Source organism: Salegentibacter sp. (assembly GCF_036568425.1).
Taxonomy (GTDB): domain Bacteria; phylum Bacteroidota; class Bacteroidia; order Flavobacteriales; family Flavobacteriaceae; genus Salegentibacter.
The window spans coordinates 1-16,135 of sequence record NZ_DATCSO010000032.1 but is presented as its reverse complement, the minus strand read 5'-3'; the positions used below and the strand labels follow the sequence as shown (position 1 = coordinate 16,135).

The window sequence follows — 16,135 nt, the reverse complement described above, 5'->3', positions numbered from 1 at the left end:
GACTTCCAATGCAAAGAGGAGATTACTCTCCAACTCGATCAAACGGGGGCGGCAAGTTTTGTGGTAGAAGATCTTTACACCGGGGATGCTTCAGGATTGAGCCTGGTAGCTTCCCAATTGAATTTCACCTGTGACGATCTTGGGGAGAATTCCGTGGAATTAAGCTGGACAGGACAGGATGTGGGATCCTGTGAGCTTATAGTGATGGTGGAAGATAATATAAAGCCTGTGGCCGAAGTTGGTATAATAGGTGTTACTCTGGAAGCCAACGGGCGCGTAGAGATAACTCCCGAAGATCTCGATGCCGGTTCTTCCGATAATTGTGGCAGCCTGGATTTTAGTCTTAGCAAAACCAGATTTACCTGTCAGGACACCGGCCAGAATACGGTGGTTTTCACCGTAACCGATGCTTCCGGAAATTCGGTTAGTGTCAATACCGTAGTTTTTGTAAATGCCACTCCAGGTACCTGCACCGAACCTGTGCGGGACAACGACTATCTTTTCCTTTATCCTAATCCCACCGATGGGCTTGTGAAGATATCTCCTCCGTCGGGGGTGATGATAAACCAGGTATTTGTCTTCGATAAACGAGGACGGCTTATTCTTTCCAAAGATTTTGACAAGAGTGACCTGGAATATGAACTGCAGTTAGACGGAGTGCAAAATGCGGTTTATACTCTAAAGATTTTAACCGATGAAGGGGAAGTTATCAGGCGATTGATCGTTCGGAACTAAGCTTCGTGGGAGATTCTTTTCTCTATATATGTTATAACCTCCTCCGGTTTAGTATCATAGTTAAACCATTCGATTTGCTCCTGTTTTCTAAACCAGGTGAGCTGTCGCTTGGCAAACCGCCGGGTGTTTTTCTTGATCTCAGCCACCGCGGTTTCCAGGGAATGAATTCCTTTGAAGTAACCGAACAATTCTTTATAACCCACAGTATTAAGGGCATTAAGGCGACGTTTCGGAAATAGCTTCTCTGCTTCCTCCAGCAAGCCTTCATCCATCATCAGGTCTACCCTACGGTTGATGCGATCATAAATTATTTCCCTGTCGGCCACCAGGCCTATATTGATGACCTTGAAGTTTCTTTCCGGTTTTTTCCGGTTTAAAAATGAAGAATAGGTTTTCCCGGTGCCTATGCAGATTTCCAGAGCCCTTATCAACCGATGCGGATTCTGAATATCGGCCATTTCATAATATTCAGGGTCTAATTCCTTTAATTGCTGCTGCAGCGGCTCAACTCCTTGCGTTTTATAAGTGGCATTAAGTTCTTCCCTGATCGCAGGATCCACCGCGGGAAAGTCATCCAGCCCTTCCAGGATGGCTTTTACATAAAGTCCGCTTCCCCCGGCCATGATCACGACCTTATGTTCTTGGAATAATTCATCCAGTTTTTTTATCGCGTCCCTTTCAAAATCCCCCACCGAATAATTGTCTTCCACCGAGATATGCTGAATAAAATGATGTGGGGCTGCTGCAAGCTCCTCCGGGGATGGTACGGCTGTACCTATTTTCATTTCTTTGAAGAATTGCCTGGAATCGGCAGAGATTATTTCGGTATTAAAATGTTGGGCCAGTTTTATGGCCAGGGAGGTTTTTCCTATAGCGGTAGGACCCGCCACTGTGATGAGGTAATTCTTAGGCATTTAATTTTTTTCCGCAGTTATGGCAGTATTCGGCATTGTTTAAGTGCTTTGTTTCATTGCAATAGGGGCAAACCTGGGTGTTGGTTGGAATGTTTTCTTTACTGCTTCTGTTATATTCTGCGCTAACAATTCCAGTGGGGACAGCTATTATCCCGTAACCCATGATCATAAGTATAGAAGCGAGGAGCCGACCTAAAGGTGTAACAGGATGAATATCCCCAAATCCTACTGTAGTAAGGGTTACTATAGACCAGTAAATACTGATAGGAATATTGTCAAAACCGCCAGCCTCGCCTTCTACAAGATGCATTACTGTACCTGTTATTATACAGATGATAAGCACTGCAAATAAGAAAACGAGAATTTTAGGTTTACTGTTTTTAAGCGCATTAACCAATTTGTTGGATTCACCAATATAACGGGTAATCTTTAATATCCTAAATATTCTTAACAGCCTTAAGGCTCTTATGGCAAAGAGAAGGTTGCTGCCTCCAAAAACAAACGCGATATATGTTGGAAGGGTGGACACCAGGTCTACAATTCCGTAAAAACTGAATATGTATTTTTTTGGTTTTTTTATCGCTATGATGCGCAGAATGTATTCAACGGAAAATATAATGGTGATGACCCATTCAGCGATATAAAAGCTCCAGTAATACAGGGAGCGATAACTCGATACACTTTCCAGCATAACGAGGATGATACTCAATAAAATTACGAATAGAAGGGCTATGTCAAAGAATTTCCCTGCAGGCGTATCGGCTTCATAGATTACCTCATGAAGCTTCTCTTTCCATTTTGGTGGCTTGTAATCGTCTTCTTCTTTCAAGCAGTATGCAGCTTAGGATTCCCTCAAATTTAAATAATTCCGAAGTATAACTCCTAAAACTTATGCTTTTATTGCTGAATTTTGATTCAGGGCACTCACAATCCGGAAATTCAGAGATCTGAAGGCCGCTCTTCGGGCTTCAGGTCTATAATTTTAAGTCGCTTGTTCCTGCGGAGATAACTTTGAATAATATGCTGTGCATCCCGGTCATTTTGCATCGGGGTGATAATAGACCTTATAATATCCAGGTGATTGACCTGATGATTGAGATTGAAATACCCAACCCCTTTAAACTCCCCGTCTTCTACCAACAGCGCACTTTTTTCATCAATGTCCCTTCCTCTATCTATCACAATCATATTCTGCCGGGAGTAGGAGTGATTCGTGATCAGCTCCCGTGACCTTTCGTTATAATTATCGGCAGACTCCTCGTCCACACAGGCCCCGTGACAGGTTTTTATACTGTAATTAAAGCAGTTTCTGTTTCCTTTTTCCAATCCGCAAAGCCGCTTGCAAAGTTCATATTCTTCCACCCATCTTTCCAGAACGTTTTTGGCTCTTTTCAATGAAGAAAAAGTGGTAATGCTGTTTGGTTTTCCGGCTTTTCCTATTTTGAAATTGATATAACCTTTTTCATCGGTAAAATAATACAGGGCATGGGAAAAGACGTTTCTCTTTAATGCTTTGTTATATTTGGGTTTGTTGTGTTTTATCTCCTGATTTTCCTTGAGCAATGCGATAAGTTCATTCCCTGTAGCTTCAAAACTCACCGAAGCTACTTCCTTTTGCATCTGTCTGGATTTATGATGCTCATTAGTGAAATGCTGGTTCACTCTTTTTTTGATATTCTTGCTTTTCCCGATATACAGAATTTCTCCATCTTCATCGTGCAAATAATATACCCCTGTAATTCCCGGAAGATCTTCCAGCATATTTACCAGCTTGCTGTCTAAATGCCGTTTTGGTTCGGCACGCACCGAATCTTTTAAAATGTCTTTAGAAAGATTTTTCGCCAGTAGCATCTTAAAAAGTTTAACCGTGGCCTGGGCATCTCCTGTGGCCCGGTGCCGGTCGCTTAAGGGAATTCCCAGGGCCCGCACCAGTTTTCCAAGGCTGTAGGATTCTTGCCCTGGAATAAGTTTTTTAGAGAGCTCTACCGTACAAAGTGATCTTCGTTCAAACTCGAAACCCAATCTCCTGAATTCGGTTCTCAAAATCCTGTAATCAAATTTAGCGTTGTGTGCTACTATTACACAATCTGTGGTGATCTCCACAATTCTTTTCGCTACCTCATAAAATTTAGGGGCGTTGCGCAGCATCTCATTGTTGATGCCGGTAAGGTTCACCACAAAAGGTTGTATGGGTTTTTCTGGGTTCACCAGGCTGATGAACTGATCGGTTATCTGATGCCCGTCGAATTTGTAAATAGCAATCTCGGTAATTCCTTCCTCATTGTATTTTCCACCCGTCGTCTCTATGTCTAAAATTGCGTACAAAAATCTTCTTTAATTATAATTCCTTTCGCCAAAAATACTGCTTCCAATTCTCACCATGCTGCTTCCGTTTTCTACGGCCAGCTTGTAATCCCCGCTCATTCCCATAGATAACTCCTCCAGGTCGGGATAGCTCTTCTTCATTTTATCAAAAACCTCTTTAAGGTACTGAAACTCATCAGAAACCTGCTTCTCGTCATCGGTGAAGGTAGCCATCCCCATCAGGCCAGTTACCTTGGTGTTTTCCATCTTTTGATAAGCTTCTGAAGCCAGGATCTCTTCAGCCTCTTCAGCAGAAATCCCAAATTTCGAATCCTCCTCGGCGATCTTTATCTGCAGCAGGCAATTTATTACCCGTTCGTGTTTTTTGGCTTGTTTATTAATCTCCTTTAATAATTTCAGACTGTCCACTGCATGAATCAGGCCAACAAAGGGCGCCATATATTTCACCTTGTTGCGTTGCACGTGGCCAACCATATGCCATTCAATATCTTTGGGCAGGACTTCCCACTTATCGGTCATCTCCTGGATTTTGTTTTCTCCGAATATGCGCTGGCCTGCCTCATAAGCCTCCATGATATCCTCCTTGGGCTTGGTCTTGGAAATGGCCACCAGCTTCACGTTTTCAGGAAGTTCGGAGCGGTACTTTTCTATTTTTTCTGAAATATTCATTTCTCTAGCTTCAAAATTCGTAAATCGTCAATCCACTTCTCAGTTTGGGCTCTATATAAGTGGTTTTAGGCGGCATGGTCAAATCCTCTTCGGCGATCTCCTTGATCTCTTCTATACTTACCGGTAACATTCCGAAGCCTACGGCGAATTCTCCGCCATCAATCCTGGTTTTTAATTCAATAAGATCATTGCGGCCATGGCAATAGGCTATTCGCTCATCGTGACGCAGATCTTCAATTCCCAGAATTGGTTTTAAAACCTTTTGGTAGAGTATATAACTGTCTAATTTACTCAAAGAATCGGTAAACTCATAATTGGTTTTGCGTAAATACAGGGAATAGTACTCCCCGTCAAGGTACATATTGAAATGATGTTTCTTTGACGGCCTGTAAACCTCGAGTCCGCGGTTTTCTATTCTGAAACTTTCATCCAGCAAAATAAGGAATTCCTCCTTGCTCAATCCGTTGAGATTTTTGATAAGTCTGCTGAACTCATGTATCTTAAGATTGCTCTCTGAAATCAGGTAACTCATAAAAAAGTTGTAGGGTTCCTCCCCGGTATGTGCTGCATTTTGCTCTTTCGATTCCTGGGCCAGTCTATAGGAGGAGGCACAGCGATGATGGCCATCGGCAATATATAGCTGAGGAGTTTTTTCAAATTCCTTCCGGATCTTTTCAATAAGGCCCGGCTGGTCTATCACCCACAAATAATGTAATTCGCGGTTTGGGGTGGCAAACTCATATTCGGGACGGCTCTTCATCACTTCCCTCATAATGCAATTGATATCCTCGTTGTCCGGGTAGGTGAGAAGCACGGGTTCGGTGTTGAAACCTACTGTTTTTAGATAATCTTTAAAAAGTAATTCCCGGTGATTGATGGTGTCTTCGTGCCGTTTAATCACATTTTCTTCGTAATCTTCGGTGCTGGTCGCGGCAATGATTCCGTTAATACTGCTATCCCTGCTTTTTACTTTGTAAATATAATAGGCCGGGTTTTTTTCCTGAATAAAGGTTTCTTCTTCTTTGAATTCCAGGTAACGGTTTTTCACCATCTGAAAGCGCTGCCCACCTTTCAGGTTTTGCTGAAATTTATAACCGGGATTTATGATATGCAAAAAGGAATAGGGGTTGAATTCCAGCTGAGCGGTTAGCTCTGCCTCACTGTAATCTTCATAGGGGCGGCTGGCTACCAGACCTGCTTTGGCCCTCACCGGCCGCACCGCTTTGAATGGAAGTATTTTTGCCAAATTTCCCTTTCCTATTTACTGAATTGTGCCGAAACTTTTTCAGCCTTTTTGTTCTCTGAATAATCATAGAATCCTTCTCCCGACTTAACGCCAAGTTTTCCCGCTCTAACCATATTGGTTAGCATGGGACAGGGCGCATATTTTGGATTTTTGAACCCGTCATACATCACCTCAAGAATTGAGTGACATACGTCCAGCCCAATAAAATCGGCCAGTTGAAGTGGTCCCATTGGATGTGCCATCCCCAGTTTCATCACGGTATCGATCTCATAAACTCCGGCCACCCCGTTGTATAGGGTTTCTATGGCTTCATTGATCATGGGCATCAGGATGCGGTTGGCCACAAAGCCCGGGTAATCGTTAACTTCTACCGGCACCTTGTTTAGTTTTTCTGAAAGCTCCATAATGTTTTGGGTAACTTCATCACTGGTGTTGTATCCGCGGATGATCTCTACCAGTTTCATAATAGGTACCGGATTCATAAAGTGCATTCCGATAACTCTTTCGGGATTTGAAACTTCAGCAGCGATTTTGGTGATTGGGATAGAGGAGGTGTTACTGGCAAGAATACAGTCTTTGCTGCAATTTTCGTCCAGTTGTCTAAAGATCTTTAGCTTAAGATCTTCATTCTCGGTAGCGGCTTCCACCACTACATCGGCATCTTTTACGCCATCTTCCAGTTTGGTGAAGGTAGAAATATTGGCAAGCGTAGCTTCTTTATCGGCCTCGCTTATCTTTTCTTTGGAAAGCATCCGGTCCAGGTTGCCAGTGATGGTTTTAAGGCCTTTCTCCAGGCTTTCCTCTGAAATGTCGATCAGGTTTACTTTATATCCGAATTGTGCGAATGTATGGGCGATTCCGTTGCCCATCGTTCCTGCTCCTATTACTGAAATATTCTTCATTTGTTTGTGTTTTTGTTGTGTGGTTAATTACTGAAACTTTCAATCACCCCTTTGGCTACTCTTAGCGCTTCGGCACCCTGTTCCAGGGTTACGATTGGGGTACTGTTATTGTTTATGGCATCGGCGAAGGTCTCCAACTCATCCAGGATGGCATTGTTGGGAGATACTTCGGGGTTATCGAAATAGATCTGTTTTTTTAATCCTTCAGCATTCTGAAGCACCATGGCATATTCATCAGGATTCTCCGGTGCGTCTTTCATCTTTACCACCTCGCATTTCTTCTCAAGAAAATCTACCGAGATATAAGCATCCCGCTGAAAGAACCGGGATTTACGCATATTTTTCATCGAGATCCTGCTGGCAGTAAGGTTAGCTACACAGCCGTTCTCGAATTCTATCCGGGCGTTAGCGATATCGGGGGTGTCGCTTATTACAGAAACCCCGCTGGCATTAATGTTTTTTACCTTCGACTTAACTACGCTCAAAACCGCATCGATATCATGGATCATGAGATCCAGCACTACCGGTACATCGGTTCCACGCGGGTTGAACTCCGCCAGGCGGTGGGCCTCGATAAACATTGGGTTATCTATTCTGGAAACAACGGCTCTAAAGGCAGGGTTAAAACGTTCTACGTGGCCAACCTGGCCCTTTACGCCTTTTTCTTTTGCTAATTTAATAAGCTCCTGGGCTTCCTCGTAAGTGTTGGTAATGGGCTTTTCAATAAAGAGATGTTTCCCTTCGGAAATTGCCTTTTTAGCGACTTCAAAATGAGAAAGAGTAGGAGTGACCACGTCTACTACATCTACTGTCTTTATAAGTTCGTCAAGATCGGAAAAGAACCTGTAACCAAATTCTTCCGATACCTTTTCTCCGTTTTCTGAATTGAGATCGAAGAACCCAACTAATTCATATTTTTCTGACTCGTTAAGCAGTCGTAAATGAATCTTTCCTAAGTGTCCTGCACCCAAAACCCCAACTTTCAACATATATTTTAGCTTTTGAAACAAAAATAGTATTTTGATTGCAAATAGTTTAGAAAACACCGGAATAATCCTTTCCGCTTTTACTTGCAAAACACGGCTTTCTTTAAGTATTTTTACATCCTAATATTTTGTTAAGGTGATTGAGGATAACTTTCGTCATAAAGGAAAAAGGCAGCAACTGGTTAAGACTGTTACCCGAAAGGGAATAACTGATAAGAAGGTGCTGGATGCCATCGGGAAAATTCCCAGACATCTCTTTATGGACAGTAGTTTTGAAGATCACGCCTATCAGGACAAGGCCTTTCCCATAGCGGCAGACCAGACAATTTCTCAACCTTACACTGTGGCTTTTCAAACCGAAAAACTGGAGATAGAAAAAGGGGATAAGGTTTTGGAAATAGGAACCGGCAGCGGGTACCAGACCGCAGTGCTTTGCGAACTAGGCGCAAAGGTCTATAGTATAGAACGCCAACGGGAGCTCTATAAAAAGACTAAAAATTTTCTGAATAAAATAGGATATAGGCCGAAACACCTGAGTTTTGGTGATGGCTATAAAGGTATGCCGGAATATGCACCTTACGATAAGATAATTGTAACGGCGGGAGCGCCTTATGTTCCCAAAGATTTGCTGGGGCAGCTAAAGGTAGGCGGTAGAATGGTTATCCCTGTGGGTTCTGAGGTCCAAACAATGACCATGTTTATACGGAAGTCTCCAAAAGAATTCGATAAAACAGAGTTTGGGCAGTTTAGATTTGTACCCCTGCTGGGAGATAAAAATTAGGTTTTATTCTATTTTTAGTTGTAAACGCGGTCCTGTTTCACATCGCTTTCCACCATTCCATCTTTTAGCCTTACTATGCGGTGGGCGTGTCTTGCAATTTCTTCCTCGTGTGTCACCAGGATCACTGTATTTCCTTCAGCATGAATTCTATCAAAGAGCTTCATGATCTCTACCGAAGTTACTGAGTCAAGGTTTCCGGTTGGTTCATCGGCCAGGATTATCGAGGGATTATTAACCAGGGCACGACCCACGGCCACCCTTTGTCTTTGCCCACCTGAAAGCTGGTTGGGCTTGTGGTCCATCCTGTCGGCCAAACCTACATTAGAAAGCACCTCTTCGGCCCGCTCTCTTCTTTCAGATTTTGAATAGCCCGCGTAAACCATAGGTAAGGCCACATTGTCCAGGGCACTGGTTCTGGGTAAAAGATTGAAGGTCTGAAAAACAAAACCGATCTCCTTATTTCTGATCTCGGCCAGCTCATCATCGCTCATTTTGCTTACATCTTCCCCATTTAAGATGTAAGATCCTGAAGTTGGCGTATCCAGACACCCAAGTAGGTTCATTAAGGTTGACTTTCCCGATCCGGAAGGCCCCATCAGGGCAACGTATTCCCCGCGGTCTATGTCCAGGTCTATGCCTTTTAAAACCTTTACTATCTCATTCCCCAGCGGAAAATCGCGGGTGATATTCCTGATCTCAATGACTTTACTCATGCAGAATGTTTTACTCGATAACCGAGATTATAATACGCCGAGGCTTCCCCCCGGAAATTAAATTTAGTTTCTTTCTGGATGGCTTGTGAGCATTCTCCAGGCTTGTTTACAGGAATAGGACGCCGATCGTTTCAATTTGTTACAACCGAATTATAAAATCTTGTTTTACCTGTTCTTTTCTGAAAAATATTAATCCCAGGTGAAAAGTATCGATACTCACCCTAACCATAGGATGCTTTTTGATGATCTCCCAGGCTTCCTCCATCCCCGCCGACCAATGTATATCGTCTAAAACAAAAACCGAATCATTATGCGCGGTGGGAAGTAAGAGCTCAAAATATTTTAAAGTAGCCTCCTTCGTGTGATGGCCGTCGAAATAAATCAAATCGAAAGTTGTTTGTTGTTTGTGGTTTTGTGTTTGAGGTTTCCTTTCCACTTTCCACTCTCCACTCTCCACTTGTTCTCCACTCCCCACGTTATTTTTACTTTCCACTATGTCTCCCAACACCTTCTCAAACTCCCCAATTACCAGATTCACATTTACAAAACCAAACTTTTTAAGTTGATTTTGCGCTACTTCCGCGGTTTGGGGGCAACCTTCGATACTGGTAATCTGGGCAGTTTTGTTCAGGGCCAGGGCAGTAGTGCCAATTCCCAGCGACGTGCCCAGTTCAAGAATGTTCCTGCAATCAAGATATTTTGCCAGCCTGAACAGAAATTTCGCCCTCTTTCTCGGAATTCCAACATTTTTGGCAATAGCAGCAACTTCCCGTTCCTTCGACTTAAATACCCTGCTGCCTGCGCCAAAATCGTTGACTTCTATCTTTCTATTATCTTCCAGCAACTCCTTTCGGTATGCTTCCAAAACTTCATACTCAGGATACTTTGTTTTATTATAAAAACACCGGGTCACCAATTCATACACGAAAGGGGAGTGCAGGCCATGCTCGTTCTGGCTTTTTAATAAGAATCTTAAATAACTTAGCCACATGTGGTAGGTAAATTTTCTATGTTGTCGGTTGTGGGTAGTGAGTTCTCAGTTTGGTCTTGGGTCCTTTATGATTTCCAGTTGTTCTCGACATACCTCTGAAAAGAATAAATTTTACCTCCCAGGAGATCATATTTGTTTCTTAACTCAGTTATTTCCTCCATTCCATATAGTTCATCTATCATTTCAAGTTGAGAAAGACATTCAAGCAAGGAGGCGTGGGCATAAATCAGGAATTTAATGAATTCCTGTTTATAAACTCTCCTTCCGTAACCTTCAACTATATTGTCTTTTATACTTTTTGAAGACCTTCTTAGCTGACTGCCCTGTTCATATAATTCGAATTTGGGTAATTTGAGGGAGAGCTTATGAACCTGAATAGCGTATTGAAAGGCAAGATTGTAAATGTCGAGGTCGCGATAACTCTTCATGATGATGGTATTAAGATTCTTAGGTGTTGAAAAATACTATAAATTTCCAAATTTGTCACTCACAACCGACAACTCATAACCGACAACCCATAACTGAGAACTCACAACTGAGAACTCACAACTGATCGCCAAGCTCAAACCACCTCTCCGTCTTAGCCTCTATTTTATCTTCAATCTCCTGAAGCTTTATAGAATTCTTTTTGATCTCTTCGGGATCCATTTCCTCCAGGAATTTTTCCTGGAGTTTTTTCTTCTCTTTTTCTAGCCTGGCGATCTCTTTTTCCAGCTTTCCATATTCCTTTTGCTCGTTATAGCTTAATTTGCTGCCGCTACTGGTTTTTTTCCATTCCTTCTTGCCTTCTGGTTCTTTGTTTTCCATTTTAGTCTCCGCAGAGCGGCTTTCCTCATAATTTCGGTAATCACTGTAATTTCCGGGAAAGTCCTGGATCTCTGCTTCACCTTTAAAAACAAAGAGGTGATCTACGATCTTATCCATGAAATACCTGTCGTGGGAAACTACCAGCAAGCATCCCGGGAAATCCAGCAAGAAATTTTCCAGTACATTAAGGGTGACGATATCCAGATCGTTGGTGGGCTCATCCAGGATTAGGAAGTTCGGGTTTTGGATTAGTACGGTACAGAGATAAAGCCTTTTCTTTTCTCCTCCGCTTAATTTCTCAACAAAATCGTATTGTTTTTTTCGGTCGAATAAAAAGCGCTCTAAAAGTTGCTGTGCAGAGATCTGCCGACCTTTTTTCAGCGGGATGTAATCTCCGAATTCCCGTATCACTTCTATCACTTTTTGACCGGGCTTCACTTCGATTCCCGCCTGGGTGTAATATCCGAATTTAATGGTTTCCCCAATCACCACCTTCCCGGTGTCGGGTTTAATGGCCCCGGTAAGAATATTTAGAAAAGTGGATTTCCCGGTACCGTTCTTCCCGATAATACCTATTCGTTCTCCTTTTTTGAAACTGTAATTGAAATTCTTTAGCAGTTCCTTTTCTTCATAGGATTTGGAGATGTTGTGAAGCTCCACCATCTTGCTGCCCAGGCGCTCCATATTGATCTCGAGTTGTACCTCATGATCATTGCGGCGCTGCTGTGCCCGACTTTTAATATCGTGGAAATCTTCTATCCGCGATTTGGATTTGGTGGTACGGGCCTTGGGTTGGCGACGCATCCAGTCCAGCTCTTTCTTATAGAGTTGTTTGGCTTTCTCGGTGTTGGTTTGCTCTTGTTCTATCCGGCTATCCTTTTTGTCCAGGTAATAGCTGTAATTGCCTTTGTAGGTGTATAACTGCCCGTGATCCAGTTCTACGATCTCGTTGCATACCCGTTCCAGGAAATACCTATCGTGAGTGACCATAAAAATAGTGAAGTTTTCTTTCCTGAAATACTCCTCCAGCCATTCGATCATGTCCAAATCCAGGTGGTTGGTAGGCTCGTCCATGATGATGAAATCGGGTTTCTGTAATAACATCACTGCCAGTGCAAGTCGTTTCTTTTGTCCCCCGGAAAGATATTTCACTTCTTTCTCCAGGTCTTCCAGTTTCAGCTTGAAGAGGATTTGCTTGTATTGGGTTTCAAAATCCCAGGCCTGAGCTGCATCCATCTCTTCGAATGCTTTTTGATAAGCTTCAGCGTCATCGGGATCCTTCAGGGCTTTTTCATACCGACTGATGATCTTTAGAATATCATTTTCCGAAGAAAAAATGGTTTCCTCAACAGAAAGATTAGGATCTAGATTAGGTTCCTGGCCCAGGAAAGCCACTTTAATGTCCTTTCGGTATACCACTTTTCCCTCATCGGGGCTGTCGGTTCCGGCCAGGATATTTAGAAGTGAGGTCTTCCCGGATCCGTTTTTGGCGATGAACCCAACCTTCTGGCCTTCATTTATTCCGAAGGAAATATTATTGAACAATTCTAATTCGCCATATGATTTGGCTATATTTTCTACTGACAGGTAATTCACAAATTCAAATTTGTTGCAAAATAACAGGAAAATTGCGACTTAATTTTATTATTAGCCTACAAAAACTATATTTGTTAAAACTATCTAAACAGGTTTTGCTGAAGGGGTTGAATCGGGAGACCGGGTCTGGCCTGAATCCTATTTCTTGAATTCGGTGGAAAGTGCGCAATAGATAGTTTACCCAACAAATAGCCTCTGAAATATGCTGAAGCAGTATAAAAGTATTTTATTCCTTATTGCGGTAGTGCTGAGCTTTTCTTCCTGCGTTTCTACCAAAAGAATTACTTACCTGCAGGATAATGAGCAGGACCTGGATAGTATTATTGAGATTCAGCAATTAAAAAAACCATATCGTATCCAGACCGGTGACCTTTTAAGCATTAGGGTAAAAGCCCTTGACCAGGAATTGGTGGGGATGTTCAATCCTGTAGATGAGGCCAACCTTAGCGCCACTACCGAAGAACGGGTTTTCTTCGATGGCTTTACGGTAGATCCGCACGGTAACATCAGGGTGCCTACCCTCGGCGAAGTGAACGTGCTGGGATATACCGAAAAGGAAGTTCGTGAAAAAATTGAAAAGTTACTGCTGGAAAATTATTTTAAGGAGGAGGCGAATATATTCGTTACCGTTAAACTGGCCGGAATAAGATACACTACCCTGGGAGAGATTGGTACAGGTAGCCAGGTGATTTACAAGGAAAAGGTTACTATCATGGAGGCTGTGGCCAATGCAGGTGGGATAAATGAATATGGTGATATGCAGAATGTAAAGATCATCAGGCAGTTTCCCCACGGGGAAGAAGTCTATAGTATAGACCTAACCAGCATCGATGCGATTAGCAGCCCATATTACTATATACAACCCAACGATATGATCGTGGTGAACCCCTTGCCTCAAAAGGCTTTGGGCTTCGGTACTACGGGAATGGAGGCATTCCGAACAGGGGTGACTCTGCTTTCGGTAGTTACCACTTCGATATTATTATTTACCCGACTCTAAATGGCACATGAAGAAGATCACATATCAGACGTAGGCTCCACCTTCGATTTTAAAGGTTTTGTATTGAAGGTGATAAGTTACTGGAAGCTTATCCTGCTTTCGGTGGGCATAAGCCTGGCCGTGGCCTATTACAATAATGTGCGGAAACTTCCGGTTTACAGCCTTGGGAATTCCATTTCCATCAAGGACGATCAGAACCCTTTCTTCACCTCCAATACCAGTTTAACTTTTAACTGGGGAGGAACTTCAGATAAAGTGAACACTGCGATGACCATCCTGCGCTCCCGATCTCATAATGAGGAGGTGGTAGAGAAGCTTCAGTTTTTTACTAATTATCTTGAAGATGGAGAATATCAGCGGATAGATGCCTACGGAAGAACTCCTTTTGAGGTGGTGGCCGACACCCTGAAACCACAGGCGCTCAATGTTACTATGACGATCAGCATGCGGGATTCAGCGACCTTTAGTATGCACGCAAATGTGCCCGGGACGCTCAGTCTTCAGAATTATGGCAGCAAGGAGAAAACATCACTTAGTACCGAAGCCAGGGAATTCAACAGAAATTTTAAAATAGGTGAAAAGATCAACCTGCCCTTTTTCAATGGTCGGGTAATCAGGACCGATCAGGCTCTGCAACCCGGAAAACCATTTTATGTCAGTTTTCTCAATTTTGATTCGGCAGTAGGTCGTTACCGCGGAGTGAATGTTTCTCCTGAGTCCCAGGGTTCGTCGGTGATCAGGCTTAGTAAATCCGGAGGTAATAAGGCCAGGATTGTAGATTACCTGAATGGGACAGTGAGGGTACTTAGTGAAAATATGCTGGCGCGAAAGAATCTTTTTGCTACCAAGACCATTCGCTTTATAGACAGCAGCCTTGCGGTCCAATCGCAGGCCCTGAAAGCTGTGGAAGATGAACTTAACCAGTTCAGGAATGAAAATGCCATAATGGATATTTCTGCGGAAAGCTCGCAGTTATCGAATAAACTTTCTTCTCTTGACCTTCGAAAGGAAGATATCAGAAGACAGCTATCCTATTACGAAACCCTACGGAATTACTTAGAAACCCGTAATGATTATTCCAACGTGCCGGCTCCTTCCGTTGCCGGGATTAGTGAAGGAAGTATCGCAAGCGGTGTTTCCAGAATCATTACTCTGGCCGAAGAGCGCAGCAACTATCAATACACCCTGAAAGAAAACTCCCCGGTTTTTGACGATATAGACCGGCAGATAAATTCGGTGAAATCCATTCTTCTTGAGAATATAAGTTCTTCGAGGGGATTGCTGCAGGAGGAATTGCGAGATGTCAATCGCCAGATAGCCAACCTGGAAGCTGAGATCAGGACCTTGCCCCAGGAAGAGCAGGACCTGCTAAAGATACAGCGTCGCTACAGCCTCAATGAAAAAAGTTATAACCTTTTCCTCGAAAAACGAAGCGAGGCCGGACTTATAAAAGCAGCCAACGTTAGCGATGTGATGATAATCGACCCTGCGAAAGATACCGGAGGCGGACAAATTGGGCCTAACACTCAGCTAAATTATGTAATGGCCGTGCTGGTAGGTGGTGTGATCCCGCTTACCTTTGTTTTCCTGCTGGTTTTTCTCAACACCAATATCCATAATGCCCAGGAGGTAGGCAGGCTTTCACCTATTCCTATTTTGGGAATGATAGGGAAGAGCAAGTCGGACTCCAACCTGGTGGTCTTCGATAATCCAAAATCCTCAATTGCTGAAGGTTTTCGGGGGCTGAGGTCCAGCCTGCAGTTCATGTATAAAAAACAGGGCGTGACCGGTTCCAAGACATTATTAATTACTTCCTCGGTTTCGGGAGAAGGAAAGACTTTTTGCGCGATGAACCTTGCCACGGTTTTCGCGCTCAGTCAGCGTAAAACAGTTCTGGTAGGGGTCGATCTTCGGAAGCCTAAGATTTTTGATGATTTCGAGCTTAACAACGATCTTGGGGTAGTGAATTACCTTATTGACCAGGCTTCTTCTGAAGAGATTATTCAGCAGAGTAAAATTCCATTTCTGGATGTGATAACAGCCGGTCCGGTGCCGCCAAACCCTTCAGAACTTCTTATCAACGAGCAAATGGATATGCTGATGGAAGACCTAAGGAAGAAATACGATTATATTATCCTGGATACCCCGCCAATAGGAATGGTCGCAGATGCGCTCAACCTTGTGAAATACGCCGATGCCACTATCTATATGATTCGACAGGATTATACCAAACGTGGAATGCTGGAGTCTATCAATGAGAAATACCATAAAGGCGAGATCAAAAACATCAGCTATGTGCTTAACCATTTCGTACATCGGGCCAAATACGGCTATGGTTATGGTTATGGCTATGGTTACGGCTATGGTTACGGCTATGGTTACAACCGCTATTCCAAAGGCTATGTAGAAAAATCGGACCCCGCCCGGAAATTTAAGAAATGGTGGAAAAAAGCGATGAGGAATTTTGAGT

The 16,135-nt window shown here is 43.2% G+C and carries 15 protein-coding genes; 4 read left to right on the top strand and 11 right to left on the bottom strand.

The features are described from left to right. A partial coding sequence (locus tag VIM94_RS03945; protein WP_332037989.1) for a T9SS type A sorting domain-containing protein occupies positions 1-735 on the top strand: 735 nt, incomplete at its 5' end. Here VIM94_RS03945 and miaA read toward each other — a convergent pair. The 7 genes from miaA to VIM94_RS03910 all read right to left on the bottom strand — a co-directional run bounded on the left by miaA (position 732) and on the right by VIM94_RS03910 (position 7,780). Then, entirely contained in the window at positions 732-1,649 is a 918-nt protein-coding gene (gene miaA, locus VIM94_RS03940; RefSeq protein ID WP_332037988.1) for a tRNA (adenosine(37)-N6)-dimethylallyltransferase MiaA, read from the bottom strand. The two genes, VIM94_RS03945 and miaA, sit on opposite strands and share 4 nt — an antisense overlap. Beyond that, positions 1,642-2,478, bottom strand: a complete 837-nt coding sequence (locus VIM94_RS03935) for an ion transporter (protein ID WP_332037987.1) — start codon at positions 2,476-2,478, stop codon at positions 1,642-1,644. Before VIM94_RS03935 ends, miaA begins: the two co-directional genes overlap by 8 nt. Before the next feature lie 110 nt (positions 2,479-2,588). Further along, a complete protein-coding gene (locus tag VIM94_RS03930) occupies positions 2,589-3,974 on the bottom strand; it encodes an exonuclease domain-containing protein (RefSeq protein ID WP_332037986.1) in 1,386 nt (461 codons plus the stop codon). 9 nt (positions 3,975-3,983) lie between these two features. Further along, positions 3,984-4,643, bottom strand: a complete 660-nt coding sequence (locus VIM94_RS03925) for a YggS family pyridoxal phosphate-dependent enzyme (protein ID WP_332037985.1) — start codon at positions 4,641-4,643, stop codon at positions 3,984-3,986. Between the two features lie 10 nt (positions 4,644-4,653). Further along, positions 4,654-5,889 (bottom strand): DUF1015 domain-containing protein, encoded by a 1,236-nt coding sequence (locus VIM94_RS03920; RefSeq protein WP_332037984.1) that lies wholly within the window; start codon positions 5,887-5,889, stop codon positions 4,654-4,656. Positions 5,890-5,900: 11 nt separating this feature from the next. Further along, entirely contained in the window at positions 5,901-6,791 is an 891-nt protein-coding gene (locus VIM94_RS03915) for a 3-hydroxybutyryl-CoA dehydrogenase (RefSeq protein ID WP_332037983.1), read from the bottom strand. 23 nt (positions 6,792-6,814) lie between these two features. Then, on the bottom strand, positions 6,815-7,780 hold the full coding sequence (locus VIM94_RS03910) for a Gfo/Idh/MocA family oxidoreductase (RefSeq protein ID WP_332037991.1): 966 nt from the start codon (positions 7,778-7,780) through the stop codon (positions 6,815-6,817). Positions 7,781-7,916: 136 nt separating this feature from the next. Here VIM94_RS03910 and VIM94_RS03905 point away from each other — a divergent pair, with 136 nt between their 5' ends. Next, positions 7,917-8,558, top strand: coding sequence for a protein-L-isoaspartate(D-aspartate) O-methyltransferase (locus VIM94_RS03905; RefSeq protein ID WP_332037990.1), 642 nt, complete (start codon positions 7,917-7,919; stop codon positions 8,556-8,558). 14 nt (positions 8,559-8,572) lie between these two features. Here the strand turns inward: VIM94_RS03905 and VIM94_RS03900 are convergent, their stop codons facing one another. The 4 genes from VIM94_RS03900 to VIM94_RS03885 all read right to left on the bottom strand — a co-directional run bounded on the left by VIM94_RS03900 (position 8,573) and on the right by VIM94_RS03885 (position 12,665). Beyond that, positions 8,573-9,271 (bottom strand): ABC transporter ATP-binding protein, encoded by a 699-nt coding sequence (locus tag VIM94_RS03900; RefSeq protein ID WP_332037982.1) that lies wholly within the window; start codon positions 9,269-9,271, stop codon positions 8,573-8,575. A 139-nt stretch (positions 9,272-9,410) separates the two neighbouring features. Beyond that, a complete protein-coding gene (locus VIM94_RS03895; protein WP_332037981.1) occupies positions 9,411-10,262 on the bottom strand; it encodes an O-methyltransferase in 852 nt (283 codons plus the stop codon). 65 nt (positions 10,263-10,327) lie between these two features. After that, positions 10,328-10,690, bottom strand: a complete 363-nt coding sequence (locus VIM94_RS03890) for a four helix bundle protein (RefSeq protein ID WP_332037980.1) — start codon at positions 10,688-10,690, stop codon at positions 10,328-10,330. 115 nt (positions 10,691-10,805) lie between these two features. After that, positions 10,806-12,665, bottom strand: a complete 1,860-nt coding sequence (locus tag VIM94_RS03885) for an ABC-F family ATP-binding cassette domain-containing protein (RefSeq protein ID WP_332037979.1) — start codon at positions 12,663-12,665, stop codon at positions 10,806-10,808. A gap of 202 nt (positions 12,666-12,867) precedes the next feature. On the opposite strand from VIM94_RS03885, the gene VIM94_RS03880 reads away from it, so the two are divergent. Then, positions 12,868-13,665, top strand: coding sequence for a polysaccharide biosynthesis/export family protein (locus VIM94_RS03880; protein WP_332037978.1), 798 nt, complete (start codon positions 12,868-12,870; stop codon positions 13,663-13,665). Further along, on the top strand, positions 13,666-16,135 hold a 2,470-nt coding region (locus VIM94_RS03875; RefSeq protein WP_332037977.1), incomplete at its 3' end, for a GumC family protein.

What these genes read in the sequence shown, in the direction of transcription:
- miaA (WP_332037988.1), bottom strand. Translation starts at nt 1,649, where the DNA reads ATGCCTAAGAATTACCTCATCACAGTGGCGGGTCCTACCGCTATAGGA.
- VIM94_RS03925 (WP_332037985.1), bottom strand. Translation starts at nt 4,643, where the DNA reads ATGAATATTTCAGAAAAAATAGAAAAGTACCGCTCCGAACTTCCTGAA.
- VIM94_RS03915 (WP_332037983.1), bottom strand. Translation starts at nt 6,791, where the DNA reads ATGAAGAATATTTCAGTAATAGGAGCAGGAACGATGGGCAACGGAATC.
- VIM94_RS03910 (WP_332037991.1), bottom strand. Translation starts at nt 7,780, where the DNA reads ATGTTGAAAGTTGGGGTTTTGGGTGCAGGACACTTAGGAAAGATTCAT.
- VIM94_RS03900 (WP_332037982.1), bottom strand. Translation starts at nt 9,271, where the DNA reads ATGAGTAAAGTCATTGAGATCAGGAATATCACCCGCGATTTTCCGCTG.
- VIM94_RS03895 (WP_332037981.1), bottom strand. Translation starts at nt 10,262, where the DNA reads ATGTGGCTAAGTTATTTAAGATTCTTATTAAAAAGCCAGAACGAGCAT.
- VIM94_RS03890 (WP_332037980.1), bottom strand. Translation starts at nt 10,690, where the DNA reads ATGAAGAGTTATCGCGACCTCGACATTTACAATCTTGCCTTTCAATAC.
- VIM94_RS03880 (WP_332037978.1), top strand. Translation starts at nt 12,868, where the DNA reads ATGCTGAAGCAGTATAAAAGTATTTTATTCCTTATTGCGGTAGTGCTG.